Below are 26,229 nucleotides of genomic sequence, written 5' to 3'. Positions count from 1 at the left end.
CAGCTGCACCGTGCGATCCGCCGCCGCCTGGTACTTGCCCAGAATGGCGAGGGCCTCGTTCAGCTTGGTCTTGATGCCTTCGCTGCTGCTACGGTCGCGAAGCACGCCAATGCTGCTCTGCGCACTCTGCAGCTCGCGGCGAAAAGCCGTCACCTGCTCCGGCTGATTTTCCTGCAGGAAGCGGTAGAGATTCTGGCTGCCCAGCAGCAGGCTGCGTATTCCGGCGCTGGAATAGAACACCGCATCCAGGTTGAAATCCTGCTGTGCGTTGGACAGCACGGACGAAAGGGTACTCTCGATGGCCTGGCCGTAGCCGGCCAGCTCCACCTCTACCAGTTGCTTGCGCTCCTGGCTGAGGGGCACCAGCTGCTCGCGAAACAGTCGCCGGTACTGTTCGAGCAGGACCTGCACTTCATCCAGTTGCCGCTGGCTGTCCGCCTGCTGCAGCCGTTCACGAGCCTGCTCCAGTGCATCCTTGAGCCCCGCATCCAGCTCGCTGAAGCGCGACTCGGCCTCCGGCTCACCGGTGCGCGCATATTGACGCACGACCAACTGCAGACGGCTCATGCCGTCGGCCACCTTCGCCAACCGATCCAGGCTCGGCCCAAGATCCTGGGTTACCACCTCCACCCGGCTGGCGATGCTCCGCTGGCTTAGCGAAGACACCACACCCAGCACCACCAGCAACCCGCCCAGCAGGACGGGCACCAGGGCAATCTTGTAGGCCACCCGCAAATCGGCAAAACCGCGCATATTCTTCCCCGCTTCGAAGATGACAGGTCCGCCCCTGCGGCCAGGGGTTCTGATATATCCGTTTATCGCCGGAACGGATATCTACCTGAGCGACCCGATGTATCGAATCCGCGACGTGCGGGCCGTGTGGCGGGGTGCACCAGGCGCGCGCGACGCATCCACACCGGGCTGTAACGCCTGCTTCCATTATGGGTAGACTGCAATTCTTCATGGCCGATCAGCACCGGGCGGCGTCCACAGTCCTGGCGAAGTAGAGTCCACATGCAGCCGTTACCTTCTATCAAGGCGCCGGATAGCGCCAACGATGAGCGACTCCATGGCCTGGCCCGCCTGGCCAGGCGCCACTTCGACGTGCTCGCCGCGCTGGTGACCACGGGCGCCGCGGATCGCCAGCAGGTCAGGAGCTGCGATGGCCCGCCCCTAGGCAATGCCTCCTGGATCGAGCGTTTTGACCAGCCCTGGAATGACGCCGATACGCTTCTCGTGGTCCCGGATCTGCATCGCGACGCGCGTTTCCGCGATCACCACCTGCTCACAGCGGCTCCCCATGTGCGCTTTCTGGCCGCCTGCCCGCTGCTGGCAGCCGATGGCCACGTGTTCGGCATGCTCTACCTGCTGCACGATCAGCCCCGCGAGCTGGACGCCGCTCAGCAATGCGTGCTGCATGAGCTGGCCCGGCTGACGACCGACCTGCTCGCGCGGGAGGCGGCAGACGCCCGCCTGCAGCGGGAAGTCGAGGCCCTGCGCGAGAGCGAGAAACGCATGGCCCTGGCCATCGCCGGCAGCGGTACCGGTATCTGGGACCGCAACGTGGCCACCGGCGAGATGCACTACTCCAGCGGCTGGCGGGCGCTGCTGGGGTACGCCGAGCATGAGGTCGGCAATCGCATCGAGGAGAGCTACACCCGCGTCCACCCGGCAGACCTGGAGTATGTGCGGGCGGCCATCCAGGCTCACTTCGAGCAACGAACCACAAGCTACGAAGCGGAGCATCGCCTGCGCTGCCGGGATGGCAGCTACAAGTGGGTGTGCAGCCGCGGCAAGGTGGTCGAGCGCGATAGGGCCGGCAAGCCCTTGCGCATGATCGGCACGACCACGGACATCACCGCCATGCGCGCCCTGTCCGAGCAGGTGCAGCAGACCGCCGAGCTGATGACCGACCTGACCAACGAGATCCCCGGCATGGTCTTCCAGTACCGGCGCCAGGCGGATGGCCGCTCGTTCCTTACCTATGCCAGCGCCGGCGTTGTGGATATCTACGGGCTCACCGCGCAGCAGCTGGCAAACGATCCGCAGGCGCTGCTGGCGATCATCCACCCGGACGATCTGCCGCTCTACCTGGCGTCCTTTGCGGAATCAGCGCGCCAACTGGCGCCCTGGCACCTGGAGTACCGGGTGCAGCTGCCGGGGCGGGAAGTCTCCTGGCGCCAGGGCGACGCGCGCCCCAGGCGGCTGGAGGATGGCAGCGTGCTCTGGCACGGTTTCGTCACCGATATCACCGAGCGCAAGCAGATCGAAGCCGAGTTGCAGGTGTTCGCCACCACGGACTTCCTGACCCAGCTGGCCAACCGCCGCCATTTCATGCAGCAGCTCGAAGCCGAGCTGGCCCGGGTGCAGCGCAGCGCGGGCCACCACGCGACCATCCTGATGTTCGACCTGGACCACTTCAAGGCCATCAATGACCGCTGGGGCCACTCGGTCGGCGACCAGGCGCTGCGCCATTTCGCGGCCATCCTGAGTTCACAGCTGCGCAAGACCGACGCCGCCGGACGCATGGGCGGCGAGGAGTTCGCGGTGGTGCTGAGCGAAGCCGACCTCGACCAGGCCATGACCTTTGCCCGGCGCATCCAGGACGAACTCGCCAAAGCGCCCGTGGTGCATGGCGCGGAGCAGATCGCCCTGGCCGTCAGCGTCGGCATCACCGCCATCGGCGCCAGCGACATCAGCCCCGGGGCAGCCCTGTCGCGCAGTGACATGGCTCTGTATGCCGCCAAGCGCGGCGGTCGCAACCGCATCGAATGCCAGTAAACACGGAGCGCTCCCGGTCGCGTTCCGCTATGGCGCGACGCCCATGACGGACAGGCCTGGAGGGGTATCGCTGCCCCTGGTTCACCCCGCACCACAGGCTTACCAGCCACCCCAGCGTGGCGATGATGTTTCTGCGAGGGGCTTCACCGTCATGCCATCCGGGCCGCCCCGCGCACCAGCACGGTGGTAAAGTGGCGCCCCGTTTGCCCCGCACCACATGGACGTCACATGCTCAGGCACAGCATCCCTCAGCGCCAGGACTGGCGCGCCCAGGCCGCTTCGCTCGGCTTTCATTTCCACTCCATCGGCGGCGAGCCTTACTGGGACGAGAGCGTCTGCTACCGTTTCAGCCTGCGCCAGATCGAAGACGCTATCGAGGCGCCCAGCGCCGAGCTGGAGGCCATGTGCCTGGCCCTGGTGGCCGAGGTGGTGGACAGCGAGGCGCTGCTGCGGCGCATGGCGGTTCCCGAGGCCCACTGGCAGCTGATCCGCGACAGCTGGCAGGCCCGCGAGCCAGCACTCTACGGGCGCATGGACCTGGCCTACGACGGCCAGGGTCCGGCGCGTTTCTACGAATACAACGCCGATACGCCAACCGGCCTGTACGAGGCGGCCTTCTTCCAGTGGGTGTGGCTGGAGCAATGCCGCGAGCGCGGCCTGCTGCCCGAGGCGGCCGACCAGTACAACCGCATCCAGGACGCGCTGATCGAGCGCCTGCAGCAGATCGGCATGGCCGGGCACCCCCTGCACCTGGCCTGCTGCCGCGACCATATCGAGGATGAAGGCACCCTGACCTACCTGGCCGACTGCGTCAGCCAGGCCGGCCTGCAGCCCCAGCTGATGCATATCGACGATATCGGCCACCTGCCCGGCAAGGGCTTCGTCGACCTGCGCAACCAGCCGCTGCAGCAGCTGTTCAAGCTCTACCCCTGGGAATGGCTGTTGCAGGAGGACTTCTCCCGCCACCTGGCGCAGAGCCACACGCGCTTTATCGAGCCGGTGTGGAAGACCCTGCTGTCGAACAAGGCCATCCTGCCGCTGCTGTGGCAACGCCATGCCGGCCATCCCAACCTGCTGCCGGCCTGCTTCGCCGACGCGGCGGATGCCGAGTTGCTCGGCACGCGCTGGGTACGCAAGCCGTTCTTCTCCCGCGAGGGGGCCAATATCCGCGTGGAAAGCGCCAATGGCGTGGAGTTGGAAGTGCCCGGCCCTTACACCGACGGCCCGGCGATTCTGCAGGCCTGGTGCCCGCCACCGAGCATGGGCGGCCAGCACCCGATCATCGGCAGCTGGCTGGTCGGCGGCGAGCCGGTCGGCATGGGCGTGCGCGAAGACCTGGGTGTGATCACCCAGGACAGCTCACGCTTCGTCCCGCACTACATCCTCGATTGAGCGACCGCCGAGCAGGGCCTGGCAGCGCATAGCAACGCGCTGCTGCAGGGCAAAACCAGCCAGGCCGCAGGCCAGGGCTGCCAGGCCGAGCACCAGATGCGCCAGCAGGAAACCGATCAGGTCGAAACTGATGATCAGGAAGGTCACCAGAAATACCTCGATCACCACCGAGCTGGCCACCAGCGCTTCCGGGCTGAACAAGCGCCGCAGATAGTCGCGCAGGGGCAGCGGTCGATAGGCGCCGATGGCTTGCAGCCGCTGCCAGTCCAGCTCGCCCAGCAACTGGGCGTTGCACGGCAGAAGTTGCTCCTGGGGATGCCCGGCGACGCTCAGTGGCTCCGGCGACGCTTGCCGCGCCTGCTGCACTTGCACAATGCCCGCCAAGTCGATGGACTGGCCGCTGTTCAGGTGCAGCAGCCACTGGCGCCGTGGGTTGAACAGGTAAGTGTTCGGGTAAGCGCCAGCCAGCACGCAGTAACCCAGAAACAGCAGCCACAACAGCCCCCAGGCCAGCAGGGTCAGCTCGAAGTTGCCCAGCGGCCAGGGGCGGAACTCGAGGGCCAGTTGCCCTGCCAGCAGCAGGCCGATCAACAAGGGCGTGAACAGGCAAAGCAACTGCACCAGCAGTTGCTGATTACCCAGCAACAACACCGTCTGGCTGGACGCATCGTGCTGCAAGACTCGCACCGGCGACTCGTCGAACAGCTCGCCAGGCATTTCCGGGGGATTACTCATCTCAGGATCTCTCATCCAGGCGAACCATCAGCAACTGCCACTGGCGATCGCTCCACAGGGCACGCGCCTGCGTGGGTTGGCGACTGGCGGGCAGCAGCACCACAGCGAAGGGGCGCTCAGCCAGTTGCAGCTCGGCCAGCTGCAAGGCCGGCACCACTCCATCCAGCCGTGACTTGACGCCCACCAGGGCTTCGACCGTGGCGGGCTTGGCCAGCGCCGCCCACCACGCCTGCCAGGCATGCAGCCCGCCCAGGCGCGAACCACTCAGGCGCAGGCGGCCGTCGCGGTGCATGGCCAGCAAGTCTTCGGGCCAGGCCTCGGGGGCGCCATCCTGCCATCCGGGCCATTCTTCGAGGGGCATGGCGGACAGGTTCTGCCAGACCCTCTCGAGCGCCTGCAACTCCTCCGGGGAGGCCTGCGCCATGGCCTGAACCATGGCCTGCTCGTTTTCCAGGGCAGCATCATTCTGCGGTTCGGTGCGGTAACGAGTCAGGTCCTTGAGCTGCAGGCGCAGCATCCGCCCGCTCTGCCACGCATTGCCACTGTGATCCCAGAAGATCGCCGCCTGCACCTGGGTCAGGCCGCCGCCACTGGACTCCATGCCCATGCACTGGCTCATGGCCCGCACCGGCGGAGCCGCGCGCACCAGTACCGGGGGCCGGCAGAGCGGATACAGGCCCAGCTCCTTGAGACTGTGGCGTTGATTGCGCGCGGGCAGCTTGACCTGCAGCGATTCGGGTTGCTTGTGTATCTGCTGATACAACTGGGCCAGCAGCACATCGGCCTGGCCGATGCTGTGGCTCAGGCTCTGCGCGCGCAGCGCACCGCAGCAGGCCAGGCATGCGCACAGCAGCAGCCAGCGGGGGTGGATCCGCATGCCATTCACCCCGTGGCCAGTGCCATGCTGCTGCGCGCCGTGGCGCCAAAGCCACCGCGGGCCGCGCCGCCCATCCGTGCGGGCAGCGTGTTGGCCTGGAAGTGCTGGGCGTAGCCGGCGCCGGCCTGCAGCTGGCTGGTGCGCAGGTTCAACTGGCGGCTGTTCTGGTCGCCCAGGTACTGCCCCTGGCTGGTGAACATGTGCCAGTTGCGATTGCTGAAGCCGCCGTAATAGCTCGGGTAGTGGTAGCTGGAGACATAGCCGCCGCTGCCACCACCGAGGTTCTCGTCGCTCATGCCGTAGACCGGCTGCAACTCCTCCATGTCCAGCTCGGCCAGGGCCGGCTGCTCGCCCTGGCGCAGGCGATCGAGCAGGGCTTCGCTGACCAGGAAGGCCGCCGGGTTCGGCCGGGCCAGGCCGTCATCGCCCAGCGCACAGTTCTGCACGGTTTCCGACGCGCACCAGGTGCCCTTCTCGCAGCTCTCGCTGACGCGCAGGAAATCGCTCTCGCAGATGGTGAAGTTGACGAAGCTGGGGGCGATCTGCGCATTGCGCCGCAGGGCCTCGTCATACAGCTTCTGGCACTGCTCGGCCGACAACGGGCTGTCGTTGTCGCACGCCGCCACGCTGGGGAAGACCCGCACATCTCGGTACAGCGGGTCCCACATGAGAATCGCCAGGGGCGCCACGCCCATCAGGCTAAGGGTCAGCAGGCTGGCACGCTTCTGCCGGCGGGCAAGCGCCGGGACGGCGTCAGGCAGGGCAACGGGCACAGGAGCCGCAAGGGTATCGGCGTCAGACATAAAACTTCCGTGTTTGCAGTCAGCAGGCCGCGCATTACAAAGCCTGTGCCGACGCCGGTCAACCTTGCCGCCCAGCCCGGCGAGGAAGATGTGAACCAGTCCCGGCGACGCAGGGCGGCCGCCGGTGACAGCCGCTCAGCGCACCGTCAGGGCAATCGGCGCATCCTCGAAATCGAAGCAGCCGAGGAAGGTCTTGATCTCCAGCAGGTCGCCATCGACCTTCACATCGCCCAGCAGCGCACCCTTGAGCAGGCCGTTCTCGCCGCTCATCACGGTGTCCAGGTAGCTCTTGTCGAGGGTCAGTTTGAGCGTGGTGCCGGCGGGGATGCCCTGGTGCAACTGCACCACGCCGCGGCGCACTTCCAGCGCCCATTCCTCATTGATATCCGGGAAGCTGAAGCCCAGGGTCAGCTCGACATCATTGGCCTGGTCCGGGTCGATGCGGGTGATCCAGTTCTGCAGGAAGACCCGCGCCGGGAAGTTCTTCAGCATGTCCGGGGAGAGGAACGCACTGCGCATACTCTGGGCCAGTTTCTGCACCTCGTCGCTGTCGAACTTGCCTTCCAGCTCCATGGCGCTCATCAGGTACCAGTTGCGCCAGTTGATGTTCATGCTGGCGTAGCCGAGCTTGCGCAAACTGCGCGCCTTGATGTCGCGGGCCAGCTGATCCTCGTTGTCCAGGCTGATGACGTAACTGGCCAGCTCCGCGGCCCACTGGTGCTCACCCTTGAGATAGGCCTCGCCGGCGGCCAGCAGCACCTTGTCATGCCCGCCCATCAGGGCGATCAGCCGCTCGGCCTTCTGCTTCGGCGGCAGCGGGTCGAGCGCCACCGGGTCGCCCTGGAACCAGCCCAGGTAGCCGTTGTAGATCTGCCGCACGCTGTGCTTCACCGTGCCGTAGTACTCGCGCAGATAAGGCGTATAGCCGGCCAGATGCGGCGGCAGCTTGACCTTCTCGACCAGCTCGTCCGGGGTCAGGCCCTTGTTCATCCAGCGCACGCTCTGGTCGTGGATATAGGCAATGCCGTCGCGGGTCATGCGCAGTACTTCCTCGACCTGCGCCTGGCCGCTGACCGGGCGACCGTGCAGCGGCACCATGTGCTCGGCCTGGTAGGCGCGCAGCTTGTCCAGGCTCTCGACCCACACCACCGGGTCGCGGAACTTGGTGCCGCGCAGGGTGTGGATATTCGGCAGGGTCGGCCCCTGCTCCACCTCGGCGCTGATCAGCACGCGATTGGCCGGCAGGTAGACGGTGATCTCGTCCGGCGCCTCGCTGGGCACATGCAGAAACTGCAGATCCAGGCCGGCGATACGGGTGTCGAGCCTGTCCTTGAAGGTCAGGGTCGGCGCAATGAAGGTCGAGGCCTCGGCCTTGGCCAGCGGGCCAATGCCGGCGTTCATCTGCTCATGGTCACTGGCCGGCAGGCCGGCGCCGAAGCTGTAGCCGGAACGTACCGAGAGAATCGGCCCGACCAGCGCGCCCTGGGCCACCACGTTGGCCAGCAGGGTGTCGTGGGCGATGATCTGTACCTCGCCGCTGCGCACCTGCTCTTCCGTGACGAAGGCCTTCACGCCGTTGATGTGGTCCGGGTGGAAGTGGGTGTAGACCACCGCCTTGACCGGCTTGTCGCTGATCCTGCGGAACTCGGCCATGATCTTGCGCGACTCGCTGACCGACTCGCCGGTATCGACGATGATCAGCCCTTCCGGCGCCTCGATCATCGCCACGTTGCCCAGCTGCCAGCCCACCGCCGAATAGACGTTGTCGGCCACCTTGTAGACCTGTTGCGTGAAGTGCTTGGTGTGTTCGGCCAGCTCAGGGTGGATCGAGGCGGCAATCTGTTCTTCGGGCAGGGCGGCATGGCTGGCCAGGGGCAAGGCCAGGCTCAGCAGCACGGCGGCAGTTCGGTTGCGTGAAAACATGCGCAGAGGCTCATTGTGGTGGGCAGTGCTGGCAGATTGGCCAATGGCAGCCAATAATTCCAATGCATTCCAAATCACAAGACGATGCAATAAGCGCATGAACGACCTTCGCCAGCTCCGCCATTTCGTCGCCCTCGCCGAGCACGGTCACTTCGCCCGTGCCGCCGAGGCCGTGCACCTCAGCCAGCCGGCGCTGAGCCGCAGCATCCAGGCGCTGGAGGCCAGCCTCGGCTGCAACCTGGTCGACCGCCACAGCCGCGGCATCAGCCTCACCGCCCACGGCGAGCTGGTGCTGGAGCATGCCCGGCGCCTGCTCGCCGGCAGCCGCGCGCTGAGCAATGCGGTGAGCCAATTGGGTAATCTGAGCAGCGGCGAGCTGCGCCTGGGCGCCGGCCCCTACCCCGCCGCGCGCCTGGTGCCGCAGGCCCTCGGCCAGTTCGCCGCGCGCCACCCACGAGTGCGCGTGCAGTTGCTGATCGACAACTGGCAGCAGTTGCGCAGCCGTCTGCTGGACGACGAGATCGAGCTGTTCATCGCCGATACGCGCGAGTTCCACGCCGATCCCCAGCTGCAGGTAACGGCGCTGCAGAGCCACCACGGCGTGCTGTTCTGCCGCCCGCAGCATCCGCTGTGCCAGCGCCAGCCCCTGCCGCCAGCGGCTCTGGGCGAATTCCCCCTGGCCGGCACGCAGATGCCGGTGGAGGTCGAGCACCTGCTGCAACGCCTGGGCGATGGGACGAGTCCGCTGAGCATCCAGTGCGACAACTTCATGGTGCTCAAGGAGCTGGTATCGAGCAGCGATGTGCTCAGCCTGGCGCCCTGGGATGTGGTGGCCGCCGATGTGCAGACCGGGCGCCTGGCCACCCTGCGCCTGGCCGGCGACTCGGCCCTGGCCCGCTCGGCCTATGGCATCGTCAGCCGCGCCGGGCACAGCCTGTCGCCGGCGGCCGAGCAGCTGCAGCGGATCATTTGCCAGCAGGATGGTCAGACGAAACCGGCGTAGGGCGGGGGCAACCCGTGGGTTTCTCCCGCCCTGCGGATTACAGCTTGTGCCGCGCGGCGTAGAGACAAACCATCTCCATGGCCAGGGTGGCGCCGGCCAGGGCGGTGACTTCGGCGTGGTCGTAGGGCGGTGCCACTTCCACCACGTCCATGCCGACCAAGTTGATGCCGCGCAGGCCACGGAGGATCTCCAGCGCCTGGTGGCTGGACAGGCCGCCGCACACCGGGGTGCCGGTGCCGGGGGCGAAGGCCGGGTCGAGGCAGTCGATGTCGAAGGTCAGGTACACCGGGTGGTCGCCGACCCGGGCGCGGATCAGCTCGGCGATCTGCTCCGGGGTGCTGCGGTTGACCTGCCGCGCATCCAGCACCGCAAAACCCATCACGTCGTCGTTGGTGGTACGCAGGCCGACCTGCACCGAGCGCGCCGGGTCGACCAGGCCGTCCTTGGCGGCGTGATAGAACATGGTGCCGTGGTCGATGCGCGCGCCCTCCTCATCCGGCCAGGTGTCGCTGTGCGCGTCGAAGTGGATCAGCGATAGCGGGCCGTGCTTCTTCGCGTGGGCCTTGAGCAACGGGTAGCTGATGAAGTGGTCGCCGCCCAGGGTGAGCATGGCGCAGCCGGCGGCGAGGATCTTGTCGGCATGGGCCTCGATCAGCGCCGGTGTGGCCTGCGGGGTGCCGTGGTCGAAATGGCAGTCGCCGTAGTCGATGCAGGCCAGCAGGTCGAAGGGGTCGAACTCCCAGGGGAAGTGGCGGGCCCAGGCCGACTGGATCGAGGCGGCGCGAATGGCGCGCGGGCCAAAGCGGCTGCCGGGGCGATTGGTGGTGGCAGTGTCGAACGGCACGCCGCTGACCACCAGGTCCACCCCGCGCAGGTCGCGGGTATAGCGGCGGCGCATGAAGCTGGTGATGCCGGCGTAGGTCGGTTCGGCGCAGGTGCCGTACAGGCTGTCGCGGGTGATGGCCTGGTCGTTGTCGAAGGCTTGGTCCATGTCGGTCTCCTCAGTACTGGGTGCGGAAGGCAGCCCACAGGCGGGTACGTTCGCGCTGGGCGCGCAGCGGCAGGATCTGCTCGGCGAACAGCTTTTCGCGCACCGCCCGTGGCGGGTAGATATGCGGGTCGCCGCTCACCGCCGCGTCCAGCAGCGGGGTGGCCGCGCGGTTGGCGTTGGCGAAGTACAGCGCGTTGGTCAGCTCGGCAATGGCCTCGGGCTTGAGCATGTAGTCGATGAAGGCCCGCGCCGCCTCCGGGTGCGGCGCATCCACCGGGATGGCCATGGTGTCGAACCAGATCAGCGTGCCCTCACGGGGGATGCGGTAGAGCACCTCGAACGGCTGCCCGGCCTCGGCGGCGCGGGCGGCGGCCATGCCGGCGTCGCCGGTGTAGGTCAGCGCCAGGCAGATCTCGCCCTTGGCCAGGTCGTCGATATGCCGCGCGGTCGCCACGTAGCGCAGGTTGGGCTGCAGTTCGGCGAGCAGCGTCTTGACCGCCTTGAGGTCATCCGGATGGCCGGCGTAGGGTTTCTTGCCCAGGTAATTGAGGGCGATGGCCACCACTTCCTGGGGCGAATCGAGCACGGCAATGCCGCAGTCCTTGAGCTTGGCCGCGTACTCAGGTTTGAACAGCAGGTCGAGGCTGTCCAGCGCCACGCCGGGCAGGCGCTGTTCCACGGCCTGGCGGTTGATGCCCAGGCCGACGGTGCCCCAGGTGTAGGGCACCCCGTAGCGGTTGCCCGGATCGATGAAGGCCAGCTTGGCCAGCATCTCCGGATCGAGGTTGGCGGCGTTGCCCAGTTCGCCCACCGGTTGCACGGCCTTGGCCTGGATCGCCCGGGCCAGGCCGCTGGAGGCGGGAAACACGACGTCGTAGCCGCTGCCGCCGGTGAGCAGCTTGGCGTCCAGCACCTCGGCGCTGTCGAAGGTGTCGTACTTGACCCGGATGCCGGTCTCGGCCTGGAAGCGCTTGAGCGCCTCGGGCGCCACGTAGTCGGCCCAGTTGTACAGGTTGAGGCTCTGCTCCGCCGCCTGCAGCGGCAGGGCGAAGGCGAGCATGAATAGGCTTGCAGCAAGACGCATGGTGGACAACCTCGTTGGACTGACTGGGCGCGGCTTCCGTAGGAGCCAGCTTGCTGGCGATCCAGCGCACAGCGGCAGCGGTGATCGCCAGCAAGCTGGCTCCTACAGGCTGCATCCTGCGCCCGGCATTGCTTCCGATAAATACGAAGTGATCTACTCTGGCATCGCTATTCATCAATGTATGGAACCGCCATGCTCAGCCAACTGCGCGACCTCGATCTGCAACTGCTGCGCCTGTTCGTCACTGTGGTGGAGAGTGGCGGTTTCAGCGCCGCCCAGGGCGAACTGGGCATCGGCCAGTCGACCATCAGCACGCAGATGGCCAAGCTGGAGACGCGCCTGGGCTTTCGCCTGTGCGAGCGCGGCAAGGCCGGCTTTCGTCTGACGCCCAAGGGCGAGCAGGTGCTGGCCGCCACGCGCAAGCTGTTCGGCGCCATCGAGACCTTCAAGGGCGAGGCCCAGGGCATGGCCGACAAGCTGCTCGGCGAGCTGCATGTCGGCCTGTCCGAGGCGCTGGCCGACGAGGTGCTGGAGCGGGTCGCGGCGGCCATCGGGCGTTTTCGCCGACGCAACCAGGCGGTGCAGATCGAACTGCTCAGCGCCGTGCCGGCCGAGCTGGAGCGGCGCCTGCTGCAAGGCCAGCTGCAACTGGCCATCGGCTATTTCTCCGGGGCGCAGACGGCGCTGGACTACCGGCGGCTGTTCGCCGAGCAGCAGCACCTGTACTGCGGCCGCGGCCATCCGCTGTTCGGTCGGCGACAGGTCGAGGCCGGCGATCTGCAGCACTGCGACGGCGTTTTGCACCCCTACCGTTTCATCGCCGCCGACGAGCCCTGGCAGGCCGGCAGCAGCAGCGCGCGCAGCGAACAGGTGGAAGGCACGCTGGCCTTTGTCCTGTCCGGCGCGCATATCGGCTACCTGCCCGAGCACATCGCCGCGCCCTGGGTCGCGCGCGGCCGACTGCAAGCCGTGCAGCCCGAGCAACAGGGATTCAGCGTCGAATTCCGCCTGGCCCAACACCGCGGCCGCCAGCCCAGCGAGGCGCAACAGGCACTGGTCGAGGATCTGCTGGCGGCCTTTGCCTGAGCTTCGCCTGACTACTGGATGACTGGGGCTGCGCCCACCGGGGCCCCACTGCGGGCCTGTCGGTGCGCGCGGCGCACCCTACGCGCCACGCATGCCCTCACACGCCACACCGATCGCGACCGATTCGCCCGCTGAATCGGCATATCTGACGCTTTTCATCGCTAGACCGACTGGTCTACATATAGCGTCATGAACACAGACAACCTCAGCACCCGCGACAAACTGATCGCCGCCATGGCCGATACCCTGCAACGCAAAGGGCTGCATGGCGCCGGTCTCAACGAGCTGCTGGCCCAGGCCCAGGCGCCCAAGGGCAGCCTCTATCACCACTTCCCTGGCGGCAAGAACGAGCTGGCGGTGGCGGCCATCGAGCACATCGGCCGGCGCATCGATGGCTTCTTCGCCCAGTTGTTCCGCGAGCACCCGGACCCGCTGCGGGCCATGCAACGCTGGCTCGACAACACCCTGCAGCAACTGGAAGGCAGCCGCTTCGAGCGCGGCTGCCCGCTGGCCACCGTGGCCCTGGAAAGCGGCCCGGAGGATGTCGAGATCCGCGCCGCCCTGGCCGGCTGCTTCACCCGCCTGCGCCAGGCCCTGGCGACCCAGCTGCAGGGCGTCGGTTTCAGCGCCGACAGCGCCGAGAGTTTCGCCAACCTGTTCATCTCGCTCTATGAAGGCGGCTTGCTGCAGGCCCGCGTGGCCGGCAGCAGCGAACCCTTGCAACGCGCCAGTGCGGCGCTTTTCCAGCTACTGCGTGACTACCCGCGGGAGACCCGCCATGACCAGTGAAACCCCGAACATCCGCCGTGAAGACCTGCAGCTCAGCGCCCACGACGGCTACCCGCTGCGCGCCACCTTGTACCACGCGCCGCAGCCACGCGCGCGCCTGCTGATCGGCGGCGCCACCGGCGTGCCGCAGGGCTTCTACCGACGCTTCGCCGAATACGCTGCGCAGCGCGGCTACAGCACCCTGAGTGTGGACTACCGCGGCATCGGCCAGTCCAAGCCTGAGCAGCTGCGCGGCTTCGCCATGCGCTACCTGGACTGGGCTACCCATGACCTGGCCGCCGCCCTCGACCACCTGCACGGCGACGACCTGCCCACCTACATGGTCGGCCACTCCTTCGGCGGCCATGCCTTCGGCCTGCTGCCGGGGCACGAACGGGTCGCCGGGTTCTACACCTTCGGCACCGGCGCCGGTTGGCATGGCTGGATGCCGCCGCTGGAGCGGCTGCGCGTGCAACTGATGTGGAACCTGGTCGGCCCGCTGATCGTGATGCGCAAGGGCTACCTGGCCTGGAGCAAGCTGGGCATGGGCGAAGACCTGCCGCTGGGCGTGTACCAGCAATGGAAACGCTGGTGCCGCTACCCGCGCTACTTCTTCGACGACCCCGAGCAAGGCCACCTGGCCGCCCGGTTCGCCAGCGTGCGCACGCCGATCGTCGCCGCCAACACCCTCGACGACCTGTGGGCACCACCCAGCTCGCGTGACGCCTTCATGGCCGCCTACAGCGCCGCGCCCTACCAGGCCCGTACCATCGACTCCCGGGCCGAGGGCCTCGGCAACGTCGGTCATATGGGCTATTTCCGCAGCAGCGCCACGCCATTGTGGGACGAGGCGCTGGAGTGGTTCGAACAGCTGCAAAGCAATCGCCGCGCCGCCTGAGCGGAAAACCATTCCTAGAGGACAGCACCGATGAACCCGCAACAGATGACCGGCCTGGAAATCATGCAAGCCTTCGCCGCCGGGCACTTCCCCAAGCCTGGCATCGCCAAGACCATGCCCATGGAAGTTGAGACGGTGGAAGCCAACCGCGTGGTCTTCGCCGTCACCGCCGACGAGCGCCACACCAACCCGCTGGGCGGCGTGCACGGCGGTTTCGCCGCCACCGTGCTGGACTCGGTGACCGGCTGCGCCACCCACACCGCCCTGGGCGCCGGCGAGAGCTACGGCACCATCGAGCTGAACGTGAAGATGAGCAAGGCCATCCCCTTCAACCGCACCCTGCGTGCCGAAGGCAAGGTGATCAATGTCAGCTCGCGCCTGGTCATTTCCGAAGGCAGCATCCGTGACGCCGACGGCACCCTCTACGCCTACGGCACCGCCACCTGCATGATCCTGCGCTAGGCACCGGTTGCCGATCTTGTCCCGCGCGCACGAGGAACAGGGCTGCCCGGGCTTGAACCTGGGCGCCCTGCCGTATGCCGCGCGCACCGCAGTGCCTGCAGGGGCATCTGGTGCGCACAGCGCACCCAGGCGATCGTAAACAGGCGGTGTAGAGCACCCAGCCTCAAATCCCGGGCTGGCGCCCGAGCGGCGTTCGCTGGCGCAGCTGCCCGGCCAGACGTTCGATGGCCTGCAGGGTCAGCTGGATTTCCTGGTGGATCAGCACCCGCTCGGGCACATCCTCCAGCTTCAGCTCATCCAGCGGCTCTTCGGCTTCCAGCTGATAACGCGGGTCAAACGGGTTGAATCTGGCCATTGCGGTGTCCTCAGGGTTCGCCGGCAGCGACAGGCCACCGGCACGCTGTGCAGCAACAGGCAACTAAGGGATTCACGGTGTCCCCGGCCAGCATGCGAGCCGGGGATGACTGTTGTTTGACCGGTCGACCTTGCGTCGACTTTCGGTCAATTTCCGCGCAACTGCCGCGCAGGTCAAGGCGCCGTTCGTCACCCCCGGACACCCCGCCATAGAGCGGACGGCGGGCAGAATCGGGCAGCCGCACTATAGTTCCAGCTCAACCCTTTCTTGATCTGTTTAGGGAGTCAGCATGAGCAAAGTCCACCGCGTCGCCGTCCTGGTCGGCAGCCTGCGCAAGGCCTCGATCAACCGCAAACTGGCCATGGTCCTGGTCGAACTGGCCCCGCCTTCGCTGCAGCTGGACATCGTCGAGATCGGCGACTTGCCGCTGTACAACGAGGACATCGACGTCAGCCCCGCGCCGCTACCCTACTCCAGCTTCCGCCAGCAGGTGAAAAGTGCCGATGCCCTGCTGTTCGTCACCCCGGAATACAACCGCTCGGTGCCGGCGCCGATGAAGAACGCCATCGATGTCGGCTCGCGGCCCTACGGCCAGAGCGTGTTCAGCGGCAAGCCGGGAGCGGTGCTCAGCGCCTCGCCGGGGGCGGTCGGCGGTTTCGGCGCCAACCACCACCTGCGCCAGTCCCTGGTGTTCCTCGACGTGCCGGTGCTGCAGCAACCGGAGGCCTACCTGGGCGGCGCCGGCAGCTTCTTCGACGAACAGGGCAAGCTCAATGACGGCGTGCGCGGCTTCCTGCAGAAGTTCATCGACGCCTATGCGCTGTGGGTGGAAAAGCACGTGCGCAGCTGAACCCAGGGCACGCGCGGGCTGGCGCTGGCCCTGGGCTGCGCGGTGGCGAGCGCCGGGACAGCGCCCTGGCGCAGCTCACTCCACGCCCCTGCCGCCATGGCCTGCCCCGCGCACAGCGGCCTTCACGGCGCCAGCGCGGGCGCCGTGAAGGTCACGAGCGGCACGTTGCGGATCAGGACTTCTCCAGCATCGCCCGATGCGCACGCAGCTGCTCGATCATCTGCTCCATGTGCTTGATGCGCTGATCCACCTGCTCCACCGTGTCCAGCTGCATCATGCCCATGCCCTGCCCCATTCCCATGCCGGGCATATTGCCGTGCATGGGGCAGCCACCCATCATCTGCATGCCGCTGCCCATGGCCTTCTGGTGCTCCTGCATCAGCTTCTGCCGCTCCTCCGGGGTCTTGCCGGCCATCCAGTTCTGGTGCATCTGCTGCATTTCGTTCATGTGCTGCTGCCATTGCTGTTCCGTGGCGGCATCTTTCGCCGCATCCGTCGCGGCCCAGCTGCTGCCGGCAGCCAGCAGCACCAGCAGGCCGCCCAGTAGTGTCGATCTGTTCATCTGCACATCCTCTGCAAAGCAAGGTTGAACCCCAACTTTAGACCCCTCTCAAAGAGTGCGTTTGATCTGTATCAACCAGCGCCCGCCTGCCGCCGGCGCCTCGCCAGCCGCTGCAACTGGCTGTGCTGAAGCGGCCGCTAAGCTACCTGCAGTTCCACGACGCCACCAACTTCCGCCGCTCGTTCAAGCGCTGGACCGGCCTGGCGCCGAGCGCCCTGCGCCAGTTGCTGGAGGGGCTGGGCTGAACGGCTGAGCGATGCGCGCGGCAGGCCGGTAAAAAACCTGGACGCAGAAAAAGAAAAACCCCGCTAGCGCGGGGTTCTGCAGATTGGTTCCTGACTTCCCTGGTCGACTCGCCATCCTGGCAAGCAATCCTACGAATCCGTGTTGTTTTGCTGCGCTTCCTGCGCGTCGTCCTTGGTGGGCAGATTAAACAGCTGTTCGAATGGCCGCCAGCCGCGATTGCCGGCACGCCTTGTAAGCCAAGACGTACACGGCCGCCCGGCAGGAAAGGGTTCACAAATTCGCCGCTCCGGCTATCATCGCGCGCCCAACCTTGTGCGCTGCGCGCCTGTGACCCTGCCGATGAAACCTCAACTGATCGCCGCCGCGGAAATCGACCGTCTGGAAACCTGGAGCAAGTACAACAGGGACATGTGCACCAGCTGCATGTCGACCTGCTGCACCATGCCGGTGGAAGTGCGCATCGTCGACCTGATCCGCATCGGCGTGGTCGACGAGTTCGAGCGTGGCGAGCCGCCGAAGAACATCGCCAAGCGCCTGCAGAAGGAAGGGCTGATCGAGCGCTTCAACGCCAAGTCGGGGATCTTCACCCTGACCCGCATGAGCAACGGCGACTGCATGTACCTGGATCGCAAGACCCGCCTGTGCACCGTCTACGAACAGCGCCCGGACACCTGCCGCAACCACCCGCGCATCGGCCCGCGCCCCGGCTACTGCGCCTGGCGGCCGAAAACCCAGAGCTGAATCGGCGCGGCAGATGGCGGAAAACCGCCAAAAACCGCCCCGCTCTTGGCGGATTACCGCCACAAGAACTCCACCGCCAACAGCACAACCGCTCTAGAACAAGCCTTTGCGCCAGCCCAATGGCTGGCATCCGTGTTGCTAATAGCCTCTCCAGCAGCGTCGCGCCGAACCCCGCAACCGTAGCCGACTACAGTTAGGGGGAGTTCCACGGTGCATTGCCGCGCTAGCTACTAACAATCACAACAAAGGAATCATCCGCATGTTCAAGCAAACTGCCATGGCGCTCGCCTGCGCCCTGTCCCTCGGCATCGCCGGCCTGGCCCAGGCCGCCGAGCCGATCGTCATCAAGTTCTCCCACGTGGTCGCCGACAGCACGCCGAAAGGCCAGGGCGCGATCCTGTTCAAGAAGCTCGCCGAGGAGCGCCTGGCCGGCAAGGTCAAGGTCGAGGTCTACCCCAACTCCTCGCTGTTCGGTGACGGCAAGGAAATGGAGGCCCTGCTGCTCGGCGACGTGCAGATGATCGCCCCGTCCCTGGCCAAGTTCGAGCAGTACACCAAGCAGCTGCAGATCTTCGATCTGCCGTTCCTGTTCGACGACATGGCCGCGGTCGACCGCTTCCAGCACAGCGCCGAAGGGCAGAAGCTGCTGACCTCCATGGAAGGCAAGGGCATCACCGGCCTGAGCTACTGGCACAACGGCCTCAAGCAGCTGTCGGCCAACAAGCCGCTGCTGCTGCCCAAGGATGCCCGCGGCCTGAAGTTCCGCGTGCAGGCTTCCGCCGTGCTCGAGGAGCAGTTCAAGGCGGTGCGCGCCAACCCGCGCAAGATGAGCTTCGCCGAGGTCTACCAGGGCCTGCAGACCGGCGTGGTCAACGGGGCCGAGAACCCCTACTCGAACATCTACAGCCAGAAGATGCACGAGGTGCAGAAGTACATCACCGAGTCCAACCACGGCCTGCTGGACTACATGGTGATCACCAACACCCAGTTCTGGAACGGCCTGCCGCAGGACGTGCGCAGCGAGCTGAGCAGCATCATGGCCGAGGTCACCGTCGAGGTGAACAAGCAGGCCGATGCCCTCAACCAGGGTGACAAGCAGCGCATCCTCGACGCCAAGACCAGCGAGATCACCGTGCTCAACGCCGAGCAGCGCGCGGCCTGGCGCGATGCCATGAAGCCGGTGTGGCAGAAGTTCGAAGGCGAGATCGGAGCAGACCTGATCAAGGCCGCCGAAGCCGCCAACCAGGCGCAGTGACACGCACCCCGCAGCCGCCCTCCCGGCGGCTGCGACCTGTCGTTTCAGCCATCGGGAGATGCCATCCATGAACGCCCTGCGGCGCGTCTGGGATCACTTCGAGGAGGGCTTCATCGCCTTCCTGCTGGGAGCCATGACGCTGGTGACCTTCGTCTACGTCATCCTCAACAACCTCTACACCCTGTTCTACAACCTGGCTGATCGCTGGCCGGCGGCCAGCGATACGCTGTTCGCCATCGGCGACGCCATCCTCGCCGGTGCCCAGGCGATGACCTGGAGCAACGCGCTGACCAAGGCGCTGTTTGCCTGGCTGATCTTCTTCGGCCTGTCCTACGGCGTGCGCACGGCCGGGCATATCGGCGTCGATGCGCTGGTCAAGCTGGCGTCCAAGCCGGTGCAGCGCATCATCGGGGTGATCGCCTGCCTGTGCTGCCTGGTCTACGCCGGACTGCTCAGCGTGGCCAGCTTCGGCTGGATCCAGACCCTGTTCACCGCCGCCATCGGCGCCGAAGACCTCGGTCACTACGGCGTGATGCAGTGGCATATCGGCCTGATCGTGCCGGTCGGTTTCGCCCTGGTGTTCATTCGCTTCGCCGAGGTCCTGGTGCGCATCCTGCGCGGCCAGCAGACCGGCCTGGGCCTCGCCGACGAGGCCGCCGAAGCGGTGAAACTCACCGAGCACGAGGAGCACAAGCCATGACCGTCCTGTTCCTCTTTTTGCTGTTGTTCCTGCTGATGTTCATCGGCGTGCCGATCGCCATTTCCCTCGGCCTGGCCGGCTCGTTCACCATCATCCTGTTCAGCCAGGATTCGGTGCGCTCGCTGGCGATCAAGCTGTTCGAGACCAGCGAGCACTACACCCTGCTGGCCATTCCGTTCTTCCTGCTGGCCGGTGCGTTCATGACCACCGGCGGCGTGGCACGGCGGCTGATCGACTTCGCCAACGCCTGCGTCGGGCATATCCGTGGCGGCCTGGCGATTGCCGCGGTTCTGGCCTGCATGCTGTTCGCCGCGCTGTCCGGCTCGTCGCCGGCCACGGTGGCGGCGGTCGGCTCCATCGCCATCGCCGGCATGGTCCGCTCCGGCTACCCGCAGGCCTTCGGCGCCGGCATCGTGTGCAACGCCGGCACCCTGGGCATCCTGATTCCGCCGAGCATCGTCATGGTGGTGTACGCCGCCGCCACCGAAACCTCGGTGGGCAAGCTGTTCATGGCCGGCGTGATCCCGGGCGTGCTGCTCGGCATCGTACTGATGGTGGCGATCTACGTGGTCGCAGTGAAGAAGAACCTGCCGGCCCTGCCCCGGGCGACCTTCCGCGAGTGGCTGGATGCCGCGCGCAAGGCGGTATGGGGCCTGCTGCTGATGGTGATCATCCTCGGCGGGATCTACTCCGGCATGTTCACCCCCACCGAAGCGGCGGCCGTGGCGGCGGTCTATTCCGGCTTCATCGCCCTGTTCGTGTACAAGGACATGCGTGTGCGCGAGGTGCCGAAGGTGCTGGTGGAGTCGGCCAAGCTGTCGATCATGCTGATGTTCATCATCGCCAACGCCATGCTGTTCGCCCATGTGCTGACCACCGAACAGTTGCCGCAGCAGATCACCGCCTGGGTGATCGAGGCCGGCCTGACCCCGGTGATGTTCCTGCTGGTGGTGAACATCGTGCTGCTGATCGCCGGCGCCTTCATGGAGCCTTCGGCGATCATCCTGATCCTGGCGCCGATCCTGTTCCCGATTGCCATGAAGCTGGGCATCGACCCGATCCACCTGGGCATCATCATGGTGGTCAACCTGGAGATCGGCCTGGTCACCCCGCCGGTGGGGCTGAACCTGTTCGTCACTTCGGCGGTGACCGGCATGCCGCTGACCGCCACCATCCGCGCCGCCATGCCCTGGCTGATGCTGCTGCTGGCCTTCCTCATGCTGGTGACCTACGTGCCGTGGATCTCCCTGGCCCTGCCGACCTGGCTGGGCATGAGCTGACACCCAGCCACGCAAACCGACTGACGCAACCTTGCCCGGCCCAGCGCCGGGCTTTTTTTGCCTTCAGTTCTGCGCCAGGTCGGCCGGTTTCTTCGGCTTGATCAGGCTGAAGTCGATCAGGTTCTGCGGCTGCGCGGGATTGCCGATCAGCAGCGGACGCGGCTTGAACGCGGCGCTGACCAGGCTCTTGCTGGCATCGAACTCGGCGTAACGCAGCCCGACCAGGTCCGACCAGGTGTGGATGAAGTGCGCGCTGCTGTAGGGCCGTCCCAGCGTCCGGGCAAAATCGCGCGGCTGCTGGGCCTGCCAGCGCGGCGAATTCCAGACGATGAAGGGGATGGTGTACATCGGGCTGGTCGGCGCCGCCTCGTTGCGCCCCAGCACCTCTGCCTTCGGCGCATCGAACACCGCCTCGCCGTGGTCGGCCAGGTACAGCAGCAGGCCGTTCGGGTCGGTGGCGGCGAAGCGCTTGATCAGGCTGGCGACCACGTGGTCGTTGTAGCGCACGGCATTGTCGTAGCTGTTGTAGGTCGGCAGCTGGTCGTCGGTCACCGAGGCCGGCGCGCCGCTGCGGTCGGTGAAATGCTCGAACTGCGGCGGATAGCGGTACTGGTAACTCATGTGGGCACCGAGCAGGTGAACCACGATGAACTTGCGCGGCGCCGTATCGGCCAACACCTTGGCGAACGGCTCGAACACGTCGCCGTCGTACTGGCGGGCGTTCTGCTCGCGGTTGTTGTTCAGGTAGAACTGCTCGTCGGCCTGCTTGGAGAAGGTGGTGAGCATGGTGTTGCGCTTGGTGATGGTCTGCTGGTTGGTGATCCAGTAGGTCTTGTAGCCGGCCTGCTTCATCAGGCTGACCAGCGACGGGGTGCTCAGGTAGGCCTCGGGATTTTCCTGGTCGGCGAAGGTCAGCACCTGCTGCAGCGCCTCGATGGTGTAGGGGCGCGGGGTGACCACGTTGTCGAACACCTGCAGCTGGTCGCGCAGCTGGTCCAGCTCGGGGGTGGTCTGCCGCGGATAGCCGTATAGGCTCATGCGCTGGCGGTTGGTCGACTCGCCGATGACCAGCACCAGGGTGGCCGGCTGCCCGGCATGGGCATCCTGCAGGTTCTGCAACGGCGCGATCTGCCGGCTGCCTTCCAGCAGGGCCTGCATGTTGGCCAGCTGCGCGCGGTACTGGCGATAGCCCACCACCAGCTGCCAGGGCGTGGCCGGTTCGATGCGCTCCTCGAAGTTTTCCAGGGCGGTCAGCGGGTTGTCATGCTTGCTGAACTGGCGGATCGCCGGGTAGCCGACCGAGGCCAGCAGCACGGCCAGCGAGGCCAGCAGCGCCACCGGGCGGCTCAGGTAGACCGGACGTACCCGGCGCCACAGCAGCCAGGCACCCAGGCCGTAGGCGAGGAATGCCGGCACCATCCACCAGGCGAAGTACTGCGCCAGGTACTCGCTGCCTTCGCTCACGTTCGACTCGAACAGGATGAAGATGACGCTCTGCGAGAACTCCTGGCCGTAGATCAGGAAGTAGCCGAAGCCGGCCAGCGAGCACAGCCACAGCACCCCGCCCAGCAGCGCAGCCAGCAGACGGGCGCGCGCGGGGAACAGCAGCAGCGGCACCAGCCACAAGCCGCTGAGCAGGAACGCCTGGCGGAAACCGGCAAAGCCGGCGGTGCCGGTCAGCTGGATCAGCAGCTGGGTCACCCCGGAGAAGTACCAGAAGAACAGGAACATCCAGCCCAGGCCCGCCCAATCGATGCCTTTGCCGCGCCCAGCCATGCGTTCAACTGCCGCCATACCCATGCCTCGTGCCAGTGCCGGACAGAAGAATCCCGGACATATCTGCCTACCCTGTCACGCGGGAAGTGAAAACTTCGTCAAATGGCGGCCAAGTGCCAGCCCTGCCAGCCCTGCCGGCTAGGCCGCCAGCAGCCACAGGCCGCCGAGCAGCAGGCCGGCGCCGGCCAGGCGGCTCAGCCAGGGGTCGCCCGGCAGCAGCTTCTCGGCCATGACATAGAGGGTCAGGCCGATGATCCAGTACAGGTTCATCACCCCGCCGGCAAACAGCAGGGCCATCAGCGCCCAGCAGCAGCCGAGGCAGTACAGGCCATGCCGTGCCCCCGAGCAGAGGCTGCCGCAGCCGCGCTGGCGGGCCTGGACGAGAAACTGCACCGGAGCCTGGCAGTGGTGCAGGCAGGCATGCTTGAGCGGGCTGAACTGCCAGGCCCCAGCCACCAGCAGGATCACCCCGGCCAGCGGCCGGGACGTGTTGCCGAGCATGGCGGTGAGCAGGCCCTGGCGCATCAGCAGCCACTGCAGCAGCACCGCCAGCAGGCTGAAGCCGCCCCACGCCAGCAGGTAGCCGGCGACAAAGCCGGCGCAACTGCCGAACGGCTGGCGTCCCGGCTGGGCGCGCCGATTCAGCGCCGCCACCAGCAGCAGCACCGGCGCGGCACTGGGCAGCATCATCGCCAGCATCATGCCCCACCACATGGCCAGCATCAGCAGGGCATAGCCCCAGGTCCAGGCCTGTGGCCGCGGGGCCAGGCCAAAGGCGCTGGGCATGCGCGTCATGTCCCAGGCATCCATGCCCATGCCGGCGCCGCTCAGCACGTAGCCCCAGGCCAGCAGCAACAGCAGGCCCAGCGCCGCCAGCGCCAGCCAGCGGTCCCGCTTGAGCAGGGCCTCCAGGCTCATCGCGCCGGCGCGTGCACCACGCCGTCGCGCGAGTGCCATACCCGGTTGAACTGCCCGTAGCTGTCCTGCAGATCCAGTTCGATGGCCGCACGGGCGCGGGTGTCGGCCCGGCCGATCTCGGCCAGCTCGAACTCGATCCCGGCGGGAATATCGATGCGCACCCGGTGCTCTTCGCCAGTGGCCGGACTGAGGATCGGCCGGCCGACGGACTCCAGCACCCCGGCAATGCTGACCCGGGCGCTGCGCGCCGCGATGTCCAGGCTGAAGTCGATGGGCAGGAACAGCGGCGCATGCACCGTCTCGCTCATGGCGTGGAACACCCACCAGTGGGTGGCGCCCGGACTGGTCTCGCCGCCCTGCAGCACCGTGCCCAGGGCCGCACGCTGCGCGGCGTCGGCGCGCTCGTCGATGATCAGCTGCATCTCGCCGCGGCCCTCGAAGATCGGCCCCGGCCAGGCGTACAGGATGGCCGCCTGCAGGCCGGCCAGCTCGACCTCGGCGAAGTGCCCGCGCTCGACGCGCAACACCTCGAAACCGCGGCAGTGGCCCTGGCTGGGCAGGCCCTCGAACTGGCAGGGGCAGGCGTAGATGCAGTTGCAGCTGCCGAACTGCACGCCGTCGATATACCACTCAACAGATTTCATGCCGACCTCCCGCGAACCGCCCCAGGCGGGCCGCTCGCCTCTTTCAGCCTAGCCCCGCCGCGCCGCCCCGGGGCGCCGTTCGTCCCGCGCGCGGCCGGCTCCTTGCACTTTCCCGCCGGCAATGAAAACGCCCCCGCAGGCAGGGCCTGCGGGGGCGTCGGGTGCAGCTCAGCTAGAACTTACTTCTTGCTGTGGCGCTTGCGGTCGGTTTCGCTGAGGAACTTCTTGCGCAGACGAATCGACTTCGGCGTGACTTCCACCAGTTCGTCGTCATCGATGAACTCCAGAGCCTGCTCAAGGGTGAACTTGATCGGCGGCACCAGGGCGATGACTTCATCCTTGCCGGAGGCACGCATGTTGTCGAGCTTCTTGCCCTTGGTGGGGTTGATCACCAGGTCGTTGTCGCGGCTGTGGATGCCCGCCAGCTGGCCTTCGTAGATGTCCTGGCCCGGCTCGAGGAACAGCTTGCCGCGGTCCTGCAGGGTTTCCAGCGAGTAGGTCAGCGCCTTGCCGGTGGCCATGGAAACCAGCACGCCGTTCTGGCGGTGGCCGACTTCGCCGACCTTGATCGGGCCGTAGTGGCTGAAGGTCGAAGTCAGGATGCCGCTACCCGAGGTCATGGTCAGGAAGGAGTTACGGAAGCCGATCAGGCCGCGGGCCGGAATGGTGTACTCGAGGCGGATGCGACCCTTGCCATCCGGAACCATGTTGGTCAGATCGCCCTTGCGCAGGCCCATCTGCTCCATCAGGGCACCCTGGTGGATTTCCTCGATGTCGACGATGACGTTCTCGTACGGCTCTTGTTTCTCGCCGTTGACTTCCTTGATCACCACTTCCGGACGACCGACGGCCATTTCGAAGCCTTCGCGACGCATGGTTTCGATCAGTACCGAGAGGTGCAGTTCGCCACGGCCGGAGACCTTGAACTTGTCGGCCGACTCGCCTTCCTCGACGCGCAGGGCGACGTTGTGCAGCAGTTCCTTCTCCAGGCGCTCCTTGATGTTGCGGCTGGTGACGAACTTGCCTTCCTTGCCGCAGAACGGCGAGTCGTTGACCTGGAAGGTCATGGACACGGTCGGCTCGTCCACCGACAGCGGCGGCAGGGCTTCGACGTTGTTCATGTCGCACAGGGTGTCGGAGATGTACAGCTCGTCCATGCCGCTGACGCAGACGATGTCGCCGGCCTGGGCTTCGGCGACTTCGACGCGGTGCAGGCCGGAGTGACCCATGATCTTCAGGATGCGGCCCTGACGCTTCTTGCCGTCGGCACCGATGGCCACCACCGGGGTGTTGGTCTTGACCTTGCCGCGGGCGATGCGGCCGATACCGATCACGCCGAGGAAGCTGTTGTAGTCCAGCTGGGAGATCTGCATCTGGAACGGACCGTCGACGTCGACTTTCGGCGCCGGCACGTGGTCAACGATGGCCTGGAACAGGGCATCCATGTGGTCGTCCATGTTCTCGTGGTCCAGACCGGCGATGCCGTTCAGGGCGCTGGCGTAGACGATCGGGAAGTCCAGCTGCTCTTCGGTGGCACCGAGGTTGTCGAACAGGTCGAAGATCTGGTCGATGACCCAGTCCGGACGCGCGCCCGGGCGGTCGATCTTGTTCACTACCACGATCGGTCGCAGGCCGGCCTTGAACGCCTTCTGGGTCACGAAACGGGTTTGTGGCATCGGGCCGTCCTGGGCGTCGACCACCAGCAGTACGGAGTCGACCATCGACATCACGCGCTCGACTTCACCGCCGAAGTCGGCGTGGCCGGGGGTGTCGACGATGTTGATGTCGTAGCCGTTCCACTTCAGGGCGGTGTTCTTCGCCAGAATGGTGATGCCACGCTCTTTTTCCTGGTCGTTGGAGTCCATCACGCGCTCGGATTCCAGCTCTTTGCGGTCGAGGGTGCCGGACAGGCGCAGCAGTTTGTCTACCAGGGTGGTTTTGCCATGGTCGACGTGGGCGATGATGGCGATATTGCGGAGATTTTCGATCACAGTGTCGTCTCGATTAAGGATTCAGCGGCCGCGACTGATGGCGGCAATAAAATTCGGCAAGGCTTCAACGCAACAGCCGGTCGGGAGGGCGGTGGCGGATACTGCCAC

At 66.4% G+C, this 26,229-nt stretch carries 25 protein-coding genes; 13 read left to right on the top strand and 12 right to left on the bottom strand.

Annotation, left to right across the window (positions count from 1 at the left end; all coding sequences use genetic code 11):
• The first annotated feature begins 1,014 nt into the window (after nt 1-1,014).
• Both GV001_RS12445 and GV001_RS12440 read left to right on the top strand, forming a co-directional pair.
• The gene (locus tag GV001_RS12445) at nt 1,015-2,781 is read left to right on the top strand and encodes a diguanylate cyclase (RefSeq protein ID WP_160080263.1); all 1,767 of its coding nucleotides are present in this window, start codon (nt 1,015-1,017) and stop codon (nt 2,779-2,781) included.
• Between the two features lie 228 nt (nt 2,782-3,009).
• On the top strand, nt 3,010-4,173 hold the full coding sequence (locus GV001_RS12440) for a glutathionylspermidine synthase family protein (RefSeq protein ID WP_160080253.1): 1,164 nt from the start codon (nt 3,010-3,012) through the stop codon (nt 4,171-4,173).
• Here GV001_RS12440 and GV001_RS12435 read toward each other — a convergent pair.
• The 4 genes from GV001_RS12435 to GV001_RS12420 all read right to left on the bottom strand — a co-directional run bounded on the left by GV001_RS12435 (nt 4,141) and on the right by GV001_RS12420 (nt 8,511).
• A complete protein-coding gene (locus GV001_RS12435; protein WP_160080241.1) occupies nt 4,141-4,908 on the bottom strand; it encodes a hypothetical protein in 768 nt (255 codons plus the stop codon). The genes GV001_RS12440 and GV001_RS12435 overlap by 33 nt on opposite strands.
• Nucleotide 4,909: 1 nt before the next feature.
• A complete protein-coding gene (locus GV001_RS12430) occupies nt 4,910-5,785 on the bottom strand; it encodes a hypothetical protein (protein ID WP_160080239.1) in 876 nt (291 codons plus the stop codon).
• Between the two features lie 5 nt (nt 5,786-5,790).
• Nucleotides 5,791-6,588 carry a DUF1190 domain-containing protein gene (locus GV001_RS12425; protein ID WP_160080236.1) on the bottom strand — a complete coding sequence of 266 codons (798 nt, stop codon included), beginning with the start codon at nt 6,586-6,588 and terminating at the stop codon, nt 5,791-5,793.
• 135 nt (nt 6,589-6,723) lie between these two features.
• Nucleotides 6,724-8,511: an alkyl/aryl-sulfatase gene (locus GV001_RS12420; protein ID WP_160080234.1), complete on the bottom strand. Its 1,788-nt coding sequence runs from the start codon at nt 8,509-8,511 to the stop codon at nt 6,724-6,726.
• Between the two features lie 97 nt (nt 8,512-8,608).
• Between GV001_RS12420 and GV001_RS12415 the strand changes: the two genes are divergently transcribed.
• The gene (locus GV001_RS12415) at nt 8,609-9,514 is read left to right on the top strand and encodes a LysR family transcriptional regulator (protein WP_160080232.1); all 906 of its coding nucleotides are present in this window, start codon (nt 8,609-8,611) and stop codon (nt 9,512-9,514) included.
• A 37-nt stretch (nt 9,515-9,551) separates the two neighbouring features.
• Here GV001_RS12415 and speB read toward each other — a convergent pair whose 3' ends face one another.
• Nucleotides 9,552-10,505, bottom strand: a complete 954-nt coding sequence (gene speB, locus GV001_RS12410) for an agmatinase (RefSeq protein WP_160080230.1) — start codon at nt 10,503-10,505, stop codon at nt 9,552-9,554.
• 10 nt (nt 10,506-10,515) lie between these two features.
• A complete protein-coding gene (locus GV001_RS12405) occupies nt 10,516-11,589 on the bottom strand; it encodes an extracellular solute-binding protein (RefSeq protein WP_160080228.1) in 1,074 nt (357 codons plus the stop codon).
• A 192-nt stretch (nt 11,590-11,781) separates the two neighbouring features.
• On the opposite strand from GV001_RS12405, the gene GV001_RS12400 reads away from it, so the two are divergent.
• The 4 genes from GV001_RS12400 to GV001_RS12385 all read left to right on the top strand — a co-directional run bounded on the left by GV001_RS12400 (nt 11,782) and on the right by GV001_RS12385 (nt 14,803).
• Nucleotides 11,782-12,675, top strand: coding sequence for a LysR family transcriptional regulator (locus GV001_RS12400; RefSeq protein WP_160080226.1), 894 nt, complete (start codon nt 11,782-11,784; stop codon nt 12,673-12,675).
• Between the two features lie 189 nt (nt 12,676-12,864).
• Nucleotides 12,865-13,464 (top strand): TetR/AcrR family transcriptional regulator, encoded by a 600-nt coding sequence (locus GV001_RS12395; protein ID WP_218583020.1) that lies wholly within the window; start codon nt 12,865-12,867, stop codon nt 13,462-13,464.
• Nucleotides 13,454-14,341 carry an alpha/beta fold hydrolase gene (locus GV001_RS12390; RefSeq protein WP_160080223.1) on the top strand — a complete coding sequence of 296 codons (888 nt, stop codon included), beginning with the start codon at nt 13,454-13,456 and terminating at the stop codon, nt 14,339-14,341. The genes GV001_RS12395 and GV001_RS12390 overlap by 11 nt, the downstream gene beginning before the upstream one ends.
• Nucleotides 14,342-14,371: 30 nt before the next feature.
• Entirely contained in the window at nt 14,372-14,803 is a 432-nt protein-coding gene (locus GV001_RS12385; protein ID WP_160080221.1) for a PaaI family thioesterase, read from the top strand.
• A 163-nt stretch (nt 14,804-14,966) separates the two neighbouring features.
• Here GV001_RS12385 and GV001_RS12380 read toward each other — a convergent pair whose 3' ends face one another.
• The gene (locus GV001_RS12380) at nt 14,967-15,158 is read right to left on the bottom strand and encodes a hypothetical protein (protein ID WP_160080209.1); all 192 of its coding nucleotides are present in this window, start codon (nt 15,156-15,158) and stop codon (nt 14,967-14,969) included.
• Nucleotides 15,159-15,447: 289 nt separating this feature from the next.
• On the opposite strand from GV001_RS12380, the gene GV001_RS12375 reads away from it, so the two are divergent.
• The gene (locus tag GV001_RS12375) at nt 15,448-16,008 is read left to right on the top strand and encodes an NADPH-dependent FMN reductase (RefSeq protein ID WP_160080207.1); all 561 of its coding nucleotides are present in this window, start codon (nt 15,448-15,450) and stop codon (nt 16,006-16,008) included.
• A gap of 172 nt (nt 16,009-16,180) precedes the next feature.
• Here GV001_RS12375 and GV001_RS12370 read toward each other — a convergent pair whose 3' ends face one another.
• The gene (locus tag GV001_RS12370; RefSeq protein ID WP_160080205.1) at nt 16,181-16,570 is read right to left on the bottom strand and encodes a hypothetical protein; all 390 of its coding nucleotides are present in this window, start codon (nt 16,568-16,570) and stop codon (nt 16,181-16,183) included.
• A gap of 122 nt (nt 16,571-16,692) precedes the next feature.
• On the opposite strand from GV001_RS12370, the gene GV001_RS20060 reads away from it, so the two are divergent.
• From GV001_RS20060 to dctM, 5 genes are all read left to right on the top strand, one after another.
• Nucleotides 16,693-16,815 carry a hypothetical protein gene (locus GV001_RS20060; RefSeq protein ID WP_306108821.1) on the top strand — a complete coding sequence of 41 codons (123 nt, stop codon included), beginning with the start codon at nt 16,693-16,695 and terminating at the stop codon, nt 16,813-16,815.
• A gap of 340 nt (nt 16,816-17,155) precedes the next feature.
• Nucleotides 17,156-17,557 carry a YkgJ family cysteine cluster protein gene (locus tag GV001_RS12365; RefSeq protein ID WP_160080203.1) on the top strand — a complete coding sequence of 134 codons (402 nt, stop codon included), beginning with the start codon at nt 17,156-17,158 and terminating at the stop codon, nt 17,555-17,557.
• Between the two features lie 259 nt (nt 17,558-17,816).
• Nucleotides 17,817-18,812 carry a C4-dicarboxylate TRAP substrate-binding protein DctP gene (gene dctP / locus GV001_RS12360; protein WP_160080201.1) on the top strand — a complete coding sequence of 332 codons (996 nt, stop codon included), beginning with the start codon at nt 17,817-17,819 and terminating at the stop codon, nt 18,810-18,812.
• Nucleotides 18,813-18,879: 67 nt separating this feature from the next.
• Complete coding sequence (locus tag GV001_RS12355; protein ID WP_160080199.1) at nt 18,880-19,512, top strand: TRAP transporter small permease; 633 nt, start codon at nt 18,880-18,882, stop codon at nt 19,510-19,512.
• On the top strand, nt 19,509-20,792 hold the full coding sequence (gene dctM, locus GV001_RS12350; RefSeq protein WP_160080197.1) for a C4-dicarboxylate TRAP transporter large permease protein DctM: 1,284 nt from the start codon (nt 19,509-19,511) through the stop codon (nt 20,790-20,792). The genes GV001_RS12355 and dctM overlap by 4 nt, the downstream gene beginning before the upstream one ends.
• 63 nt (nt 20,793-20,855) lie before the next feature.
• Here dctM and cptA read toward each other — a convergent pair whose 3' ends face one another.
• From cptA to typA, 4 genes are all read right to left on the bottom strand, one after another.
• Nucleotides 20,856-22,586, bottom strand: coding sequence for a phosphoethanolamine transferase CptA (gene cptA / locus GV001_RS12345; RefSeq protein ID WP_160080195.1), 1,731 nt, complete (start codon nt 22,584-22,586; stop codon nt 20,856-20,858).
• 120 nt (nt 22,587-22,706) lie between these two features.
• Nucleotides 22,707-23,486: a DUF2182 domain-containing protein gene (locus tag GV001_RS12340; protein ID WP_160080193.1), complete on the bottom strand. Its 780-nt coding sequence runs from the start codon at nt 23,484-23,486 to the stop codon at nt 22,707-22,709.
• Nucleotides 23,483-24,130 (bottom strand): DUF1326 domain-containing protein, encoded by a 648-nt coding sequence (locus tag GV001_RS12335; protein ID WP_160080191.1) that lies wholly within the window; start codon nt 24,128-24,130, stop codon nt 23,483-23,485. The genes GV001_RS12340 and GV001_RS12335 overlap by 4 nt, the downstream gene beginning before the upstream one ends.
• 179 nt (nt 24,131-24,309) lie before the next feature.
• Nucleotides 24,310-26,121, bottom strand: a complete 1,812-nt coding sequence (gene typA, locus GV001_RS12330) for a translational GTPase TypA (RefSeq protein ID WP_160080189.1) — start codon at nt 26,119-26,121, stop codon at nt 24,310-24,312.
• Nucleotides 26,122-26,229 lie beyond the last annotated feature (108 nt).

Source organism: Pseudomonas sp. 8AS, assembly GCF_902506505.1.
In the GTDB taxonomy this organism is placed as follows: Bacteria; Pseudomonadota; Gammaproteobacteria; order Pseudomonadales; family Pseudomonadaceae; genus Aquipseudomonas.
The sequence above is the reverse complement of the archived record's forward strand: the minus strand, read 5'-3'. Positions and strand labels throughout refer to the sequence as shown.

Bases quoted from the DNA above. Each gene is read 5' to 3' on its own strand.
- GV001_RS12395 (WP_218583020.1), top strand. From the start codon at position 12,865: ATGAACACAGACAACCTCAGCACCCGCGACAAACTGATCGCCGCCATG.
- GV001_RS12415 (WP_160080232.1), top strand. From the start codon at position 8,609: ATGAACGACCTTCGCCAGCTCCGCCATTTCGTCGCCCTCGCCGAGCAC.
- GV001_RS12440 (WP_160080253.1), top strand. From the start codon at position 3,010: ATGCTCAGGCACAGCATCCCTCAGCGCCAGGACTGGCGCGCCCAGGCC.
- GV001_RS12370 (WP_160080205.1), bottom strand. From the start codon at position 16,570: ATGAACAGATCGACACTACTGGGCGGCCTGCTGGTGCTGCTGGCTGCC.
- dctP (WP_160080201.1), top strand. From the start codon at position 17,817: ATGTTCAAGCAAACTGCCATGGCGCTCGCCTGCGCCCTGTCCCTCGGC.
- GV001_RS12435 (WP_160080241.1), bottom strand. From the start codon at position 4,908: ATGAGTAATCCCCCGGAAATGCCTGGCGAGCTGTTCGACGAGTCGCCG.
- GV001_RS12430 (WP_160080239.1), bottom strand. From the start codon at position 5,785: ATGCGGATCCACCCCCGCTGGCTGCTGCTGTGCGCATGCCTGGCCTGC.
- GV001_RS12380 (WP_160080209.1), bottom strand. From the start codon at position 15,158: ATGGCCAGATTCAACCCGTTTGACCCGCGTTATCAGCTGGAAGCCGAA.
- GV001_RS12425 (WP_160080236.1), bottom strand. From the start codon at position 6,588: ATGTCTGACGCCGATACCCTTGCGGCTCCTGTGCCCGTTGCCCTGCCT.
- GV001_RS12420 (WP_160080234.1), bottom strand. From the start codon at position 8,511: ATGTTTTCACGCAACCGAACTGCCGCCGTGCTGCTGAGCCTGGCCTTG.
- GV001_RS12445 (WP_160080263.1), top strand. From the start codon at position 1,015: ATGCAGCCGTTACCTTCTATCAAGGCGCCGGATAGCGCCAACGATGAG.
- GV001_RS12385 (WP_160080221.1), top strand. From the start codon at position 14,372: ATGAACCCGCAACAGATGACCGGCCTGGAAATCATGCAAGCCTTCGCC.
- GV001_RS12355 (WP_160080199.1), top strand. From the start codon at position 18,880: ATGAACGCCCTGCGGCGCGTCTGGGATCACTTCGAGGAGGGCTTCATC.
- GV001_RS12405 (WP_160080228.1), bottom strand. From the start codon at position 11,589: ATGCGTCTTGCTGCAAGCCTATTCATGCTCGCCTTCGCCCTGCCGCTG.
- speB (WP_160080230.1), bottom strand. From the start codon at position 10,505: ATGGACCAAGCCTTCGACAACGACCAGGCCATCACCCGCGACAGCCTG.
- GV001_RS12400 (WP_160080226.1), top strand. From the start codon at position 11,782: ATGCTCAGCCAACTGCGCGACCTCGATCTGCAACTGCTGCGCCTGTTC.
- cptA (WP_160080195.1), bottom strand. From the start codon at position 22,586: ATGGCGGCAGTTGAACGCATGGCTGGGCGCGGCAAAGGCATCGATTGG.
- GV001_RS12365 (WP_160080203.1), top strand. From the start codon at position 17,156: ATGAAACCTCAACTGATCGCCGCCGCGGAAATCGACCGTCTGGAAACC.
- GV001_RS12340 (WP_160080193.1), bottom strand. From the start codon at position 23,486: ATGAGCCTGGAGGCCCTGCTCAAGCGGGACCGCTGGCTGGCGCTGGCG.
- GV001_RS12390 (WP_160080223.1), top strand. From the start codon at position 13,454: ATGACCAGTGAAACCCCGAACATCCGCCGTGAAGACCTGCAGCTCAGC.
- dctM (WP_160080197.1), top strand. From the start codon at position 19,509: ATGACCGTCCTGTTCCTCTTTTTGCTGTTGTTCCTGCTGATGTTCATC.
- GV001_RS12335 (WP_160080191.1), bottom strand. From the start codon at position 24,130: ATGAAATCTGTTGAGTGGTATATCGACGGCGTGCAGTTCGGCAGCTGC.
- GV001_RS12375 (WP_160080207.1), top strand. From the start codon at position 15,448: ATGAGCAAAGTCCACCGCGTCGCCGTCCTGGTCGGCAGCCTGCGCAAG.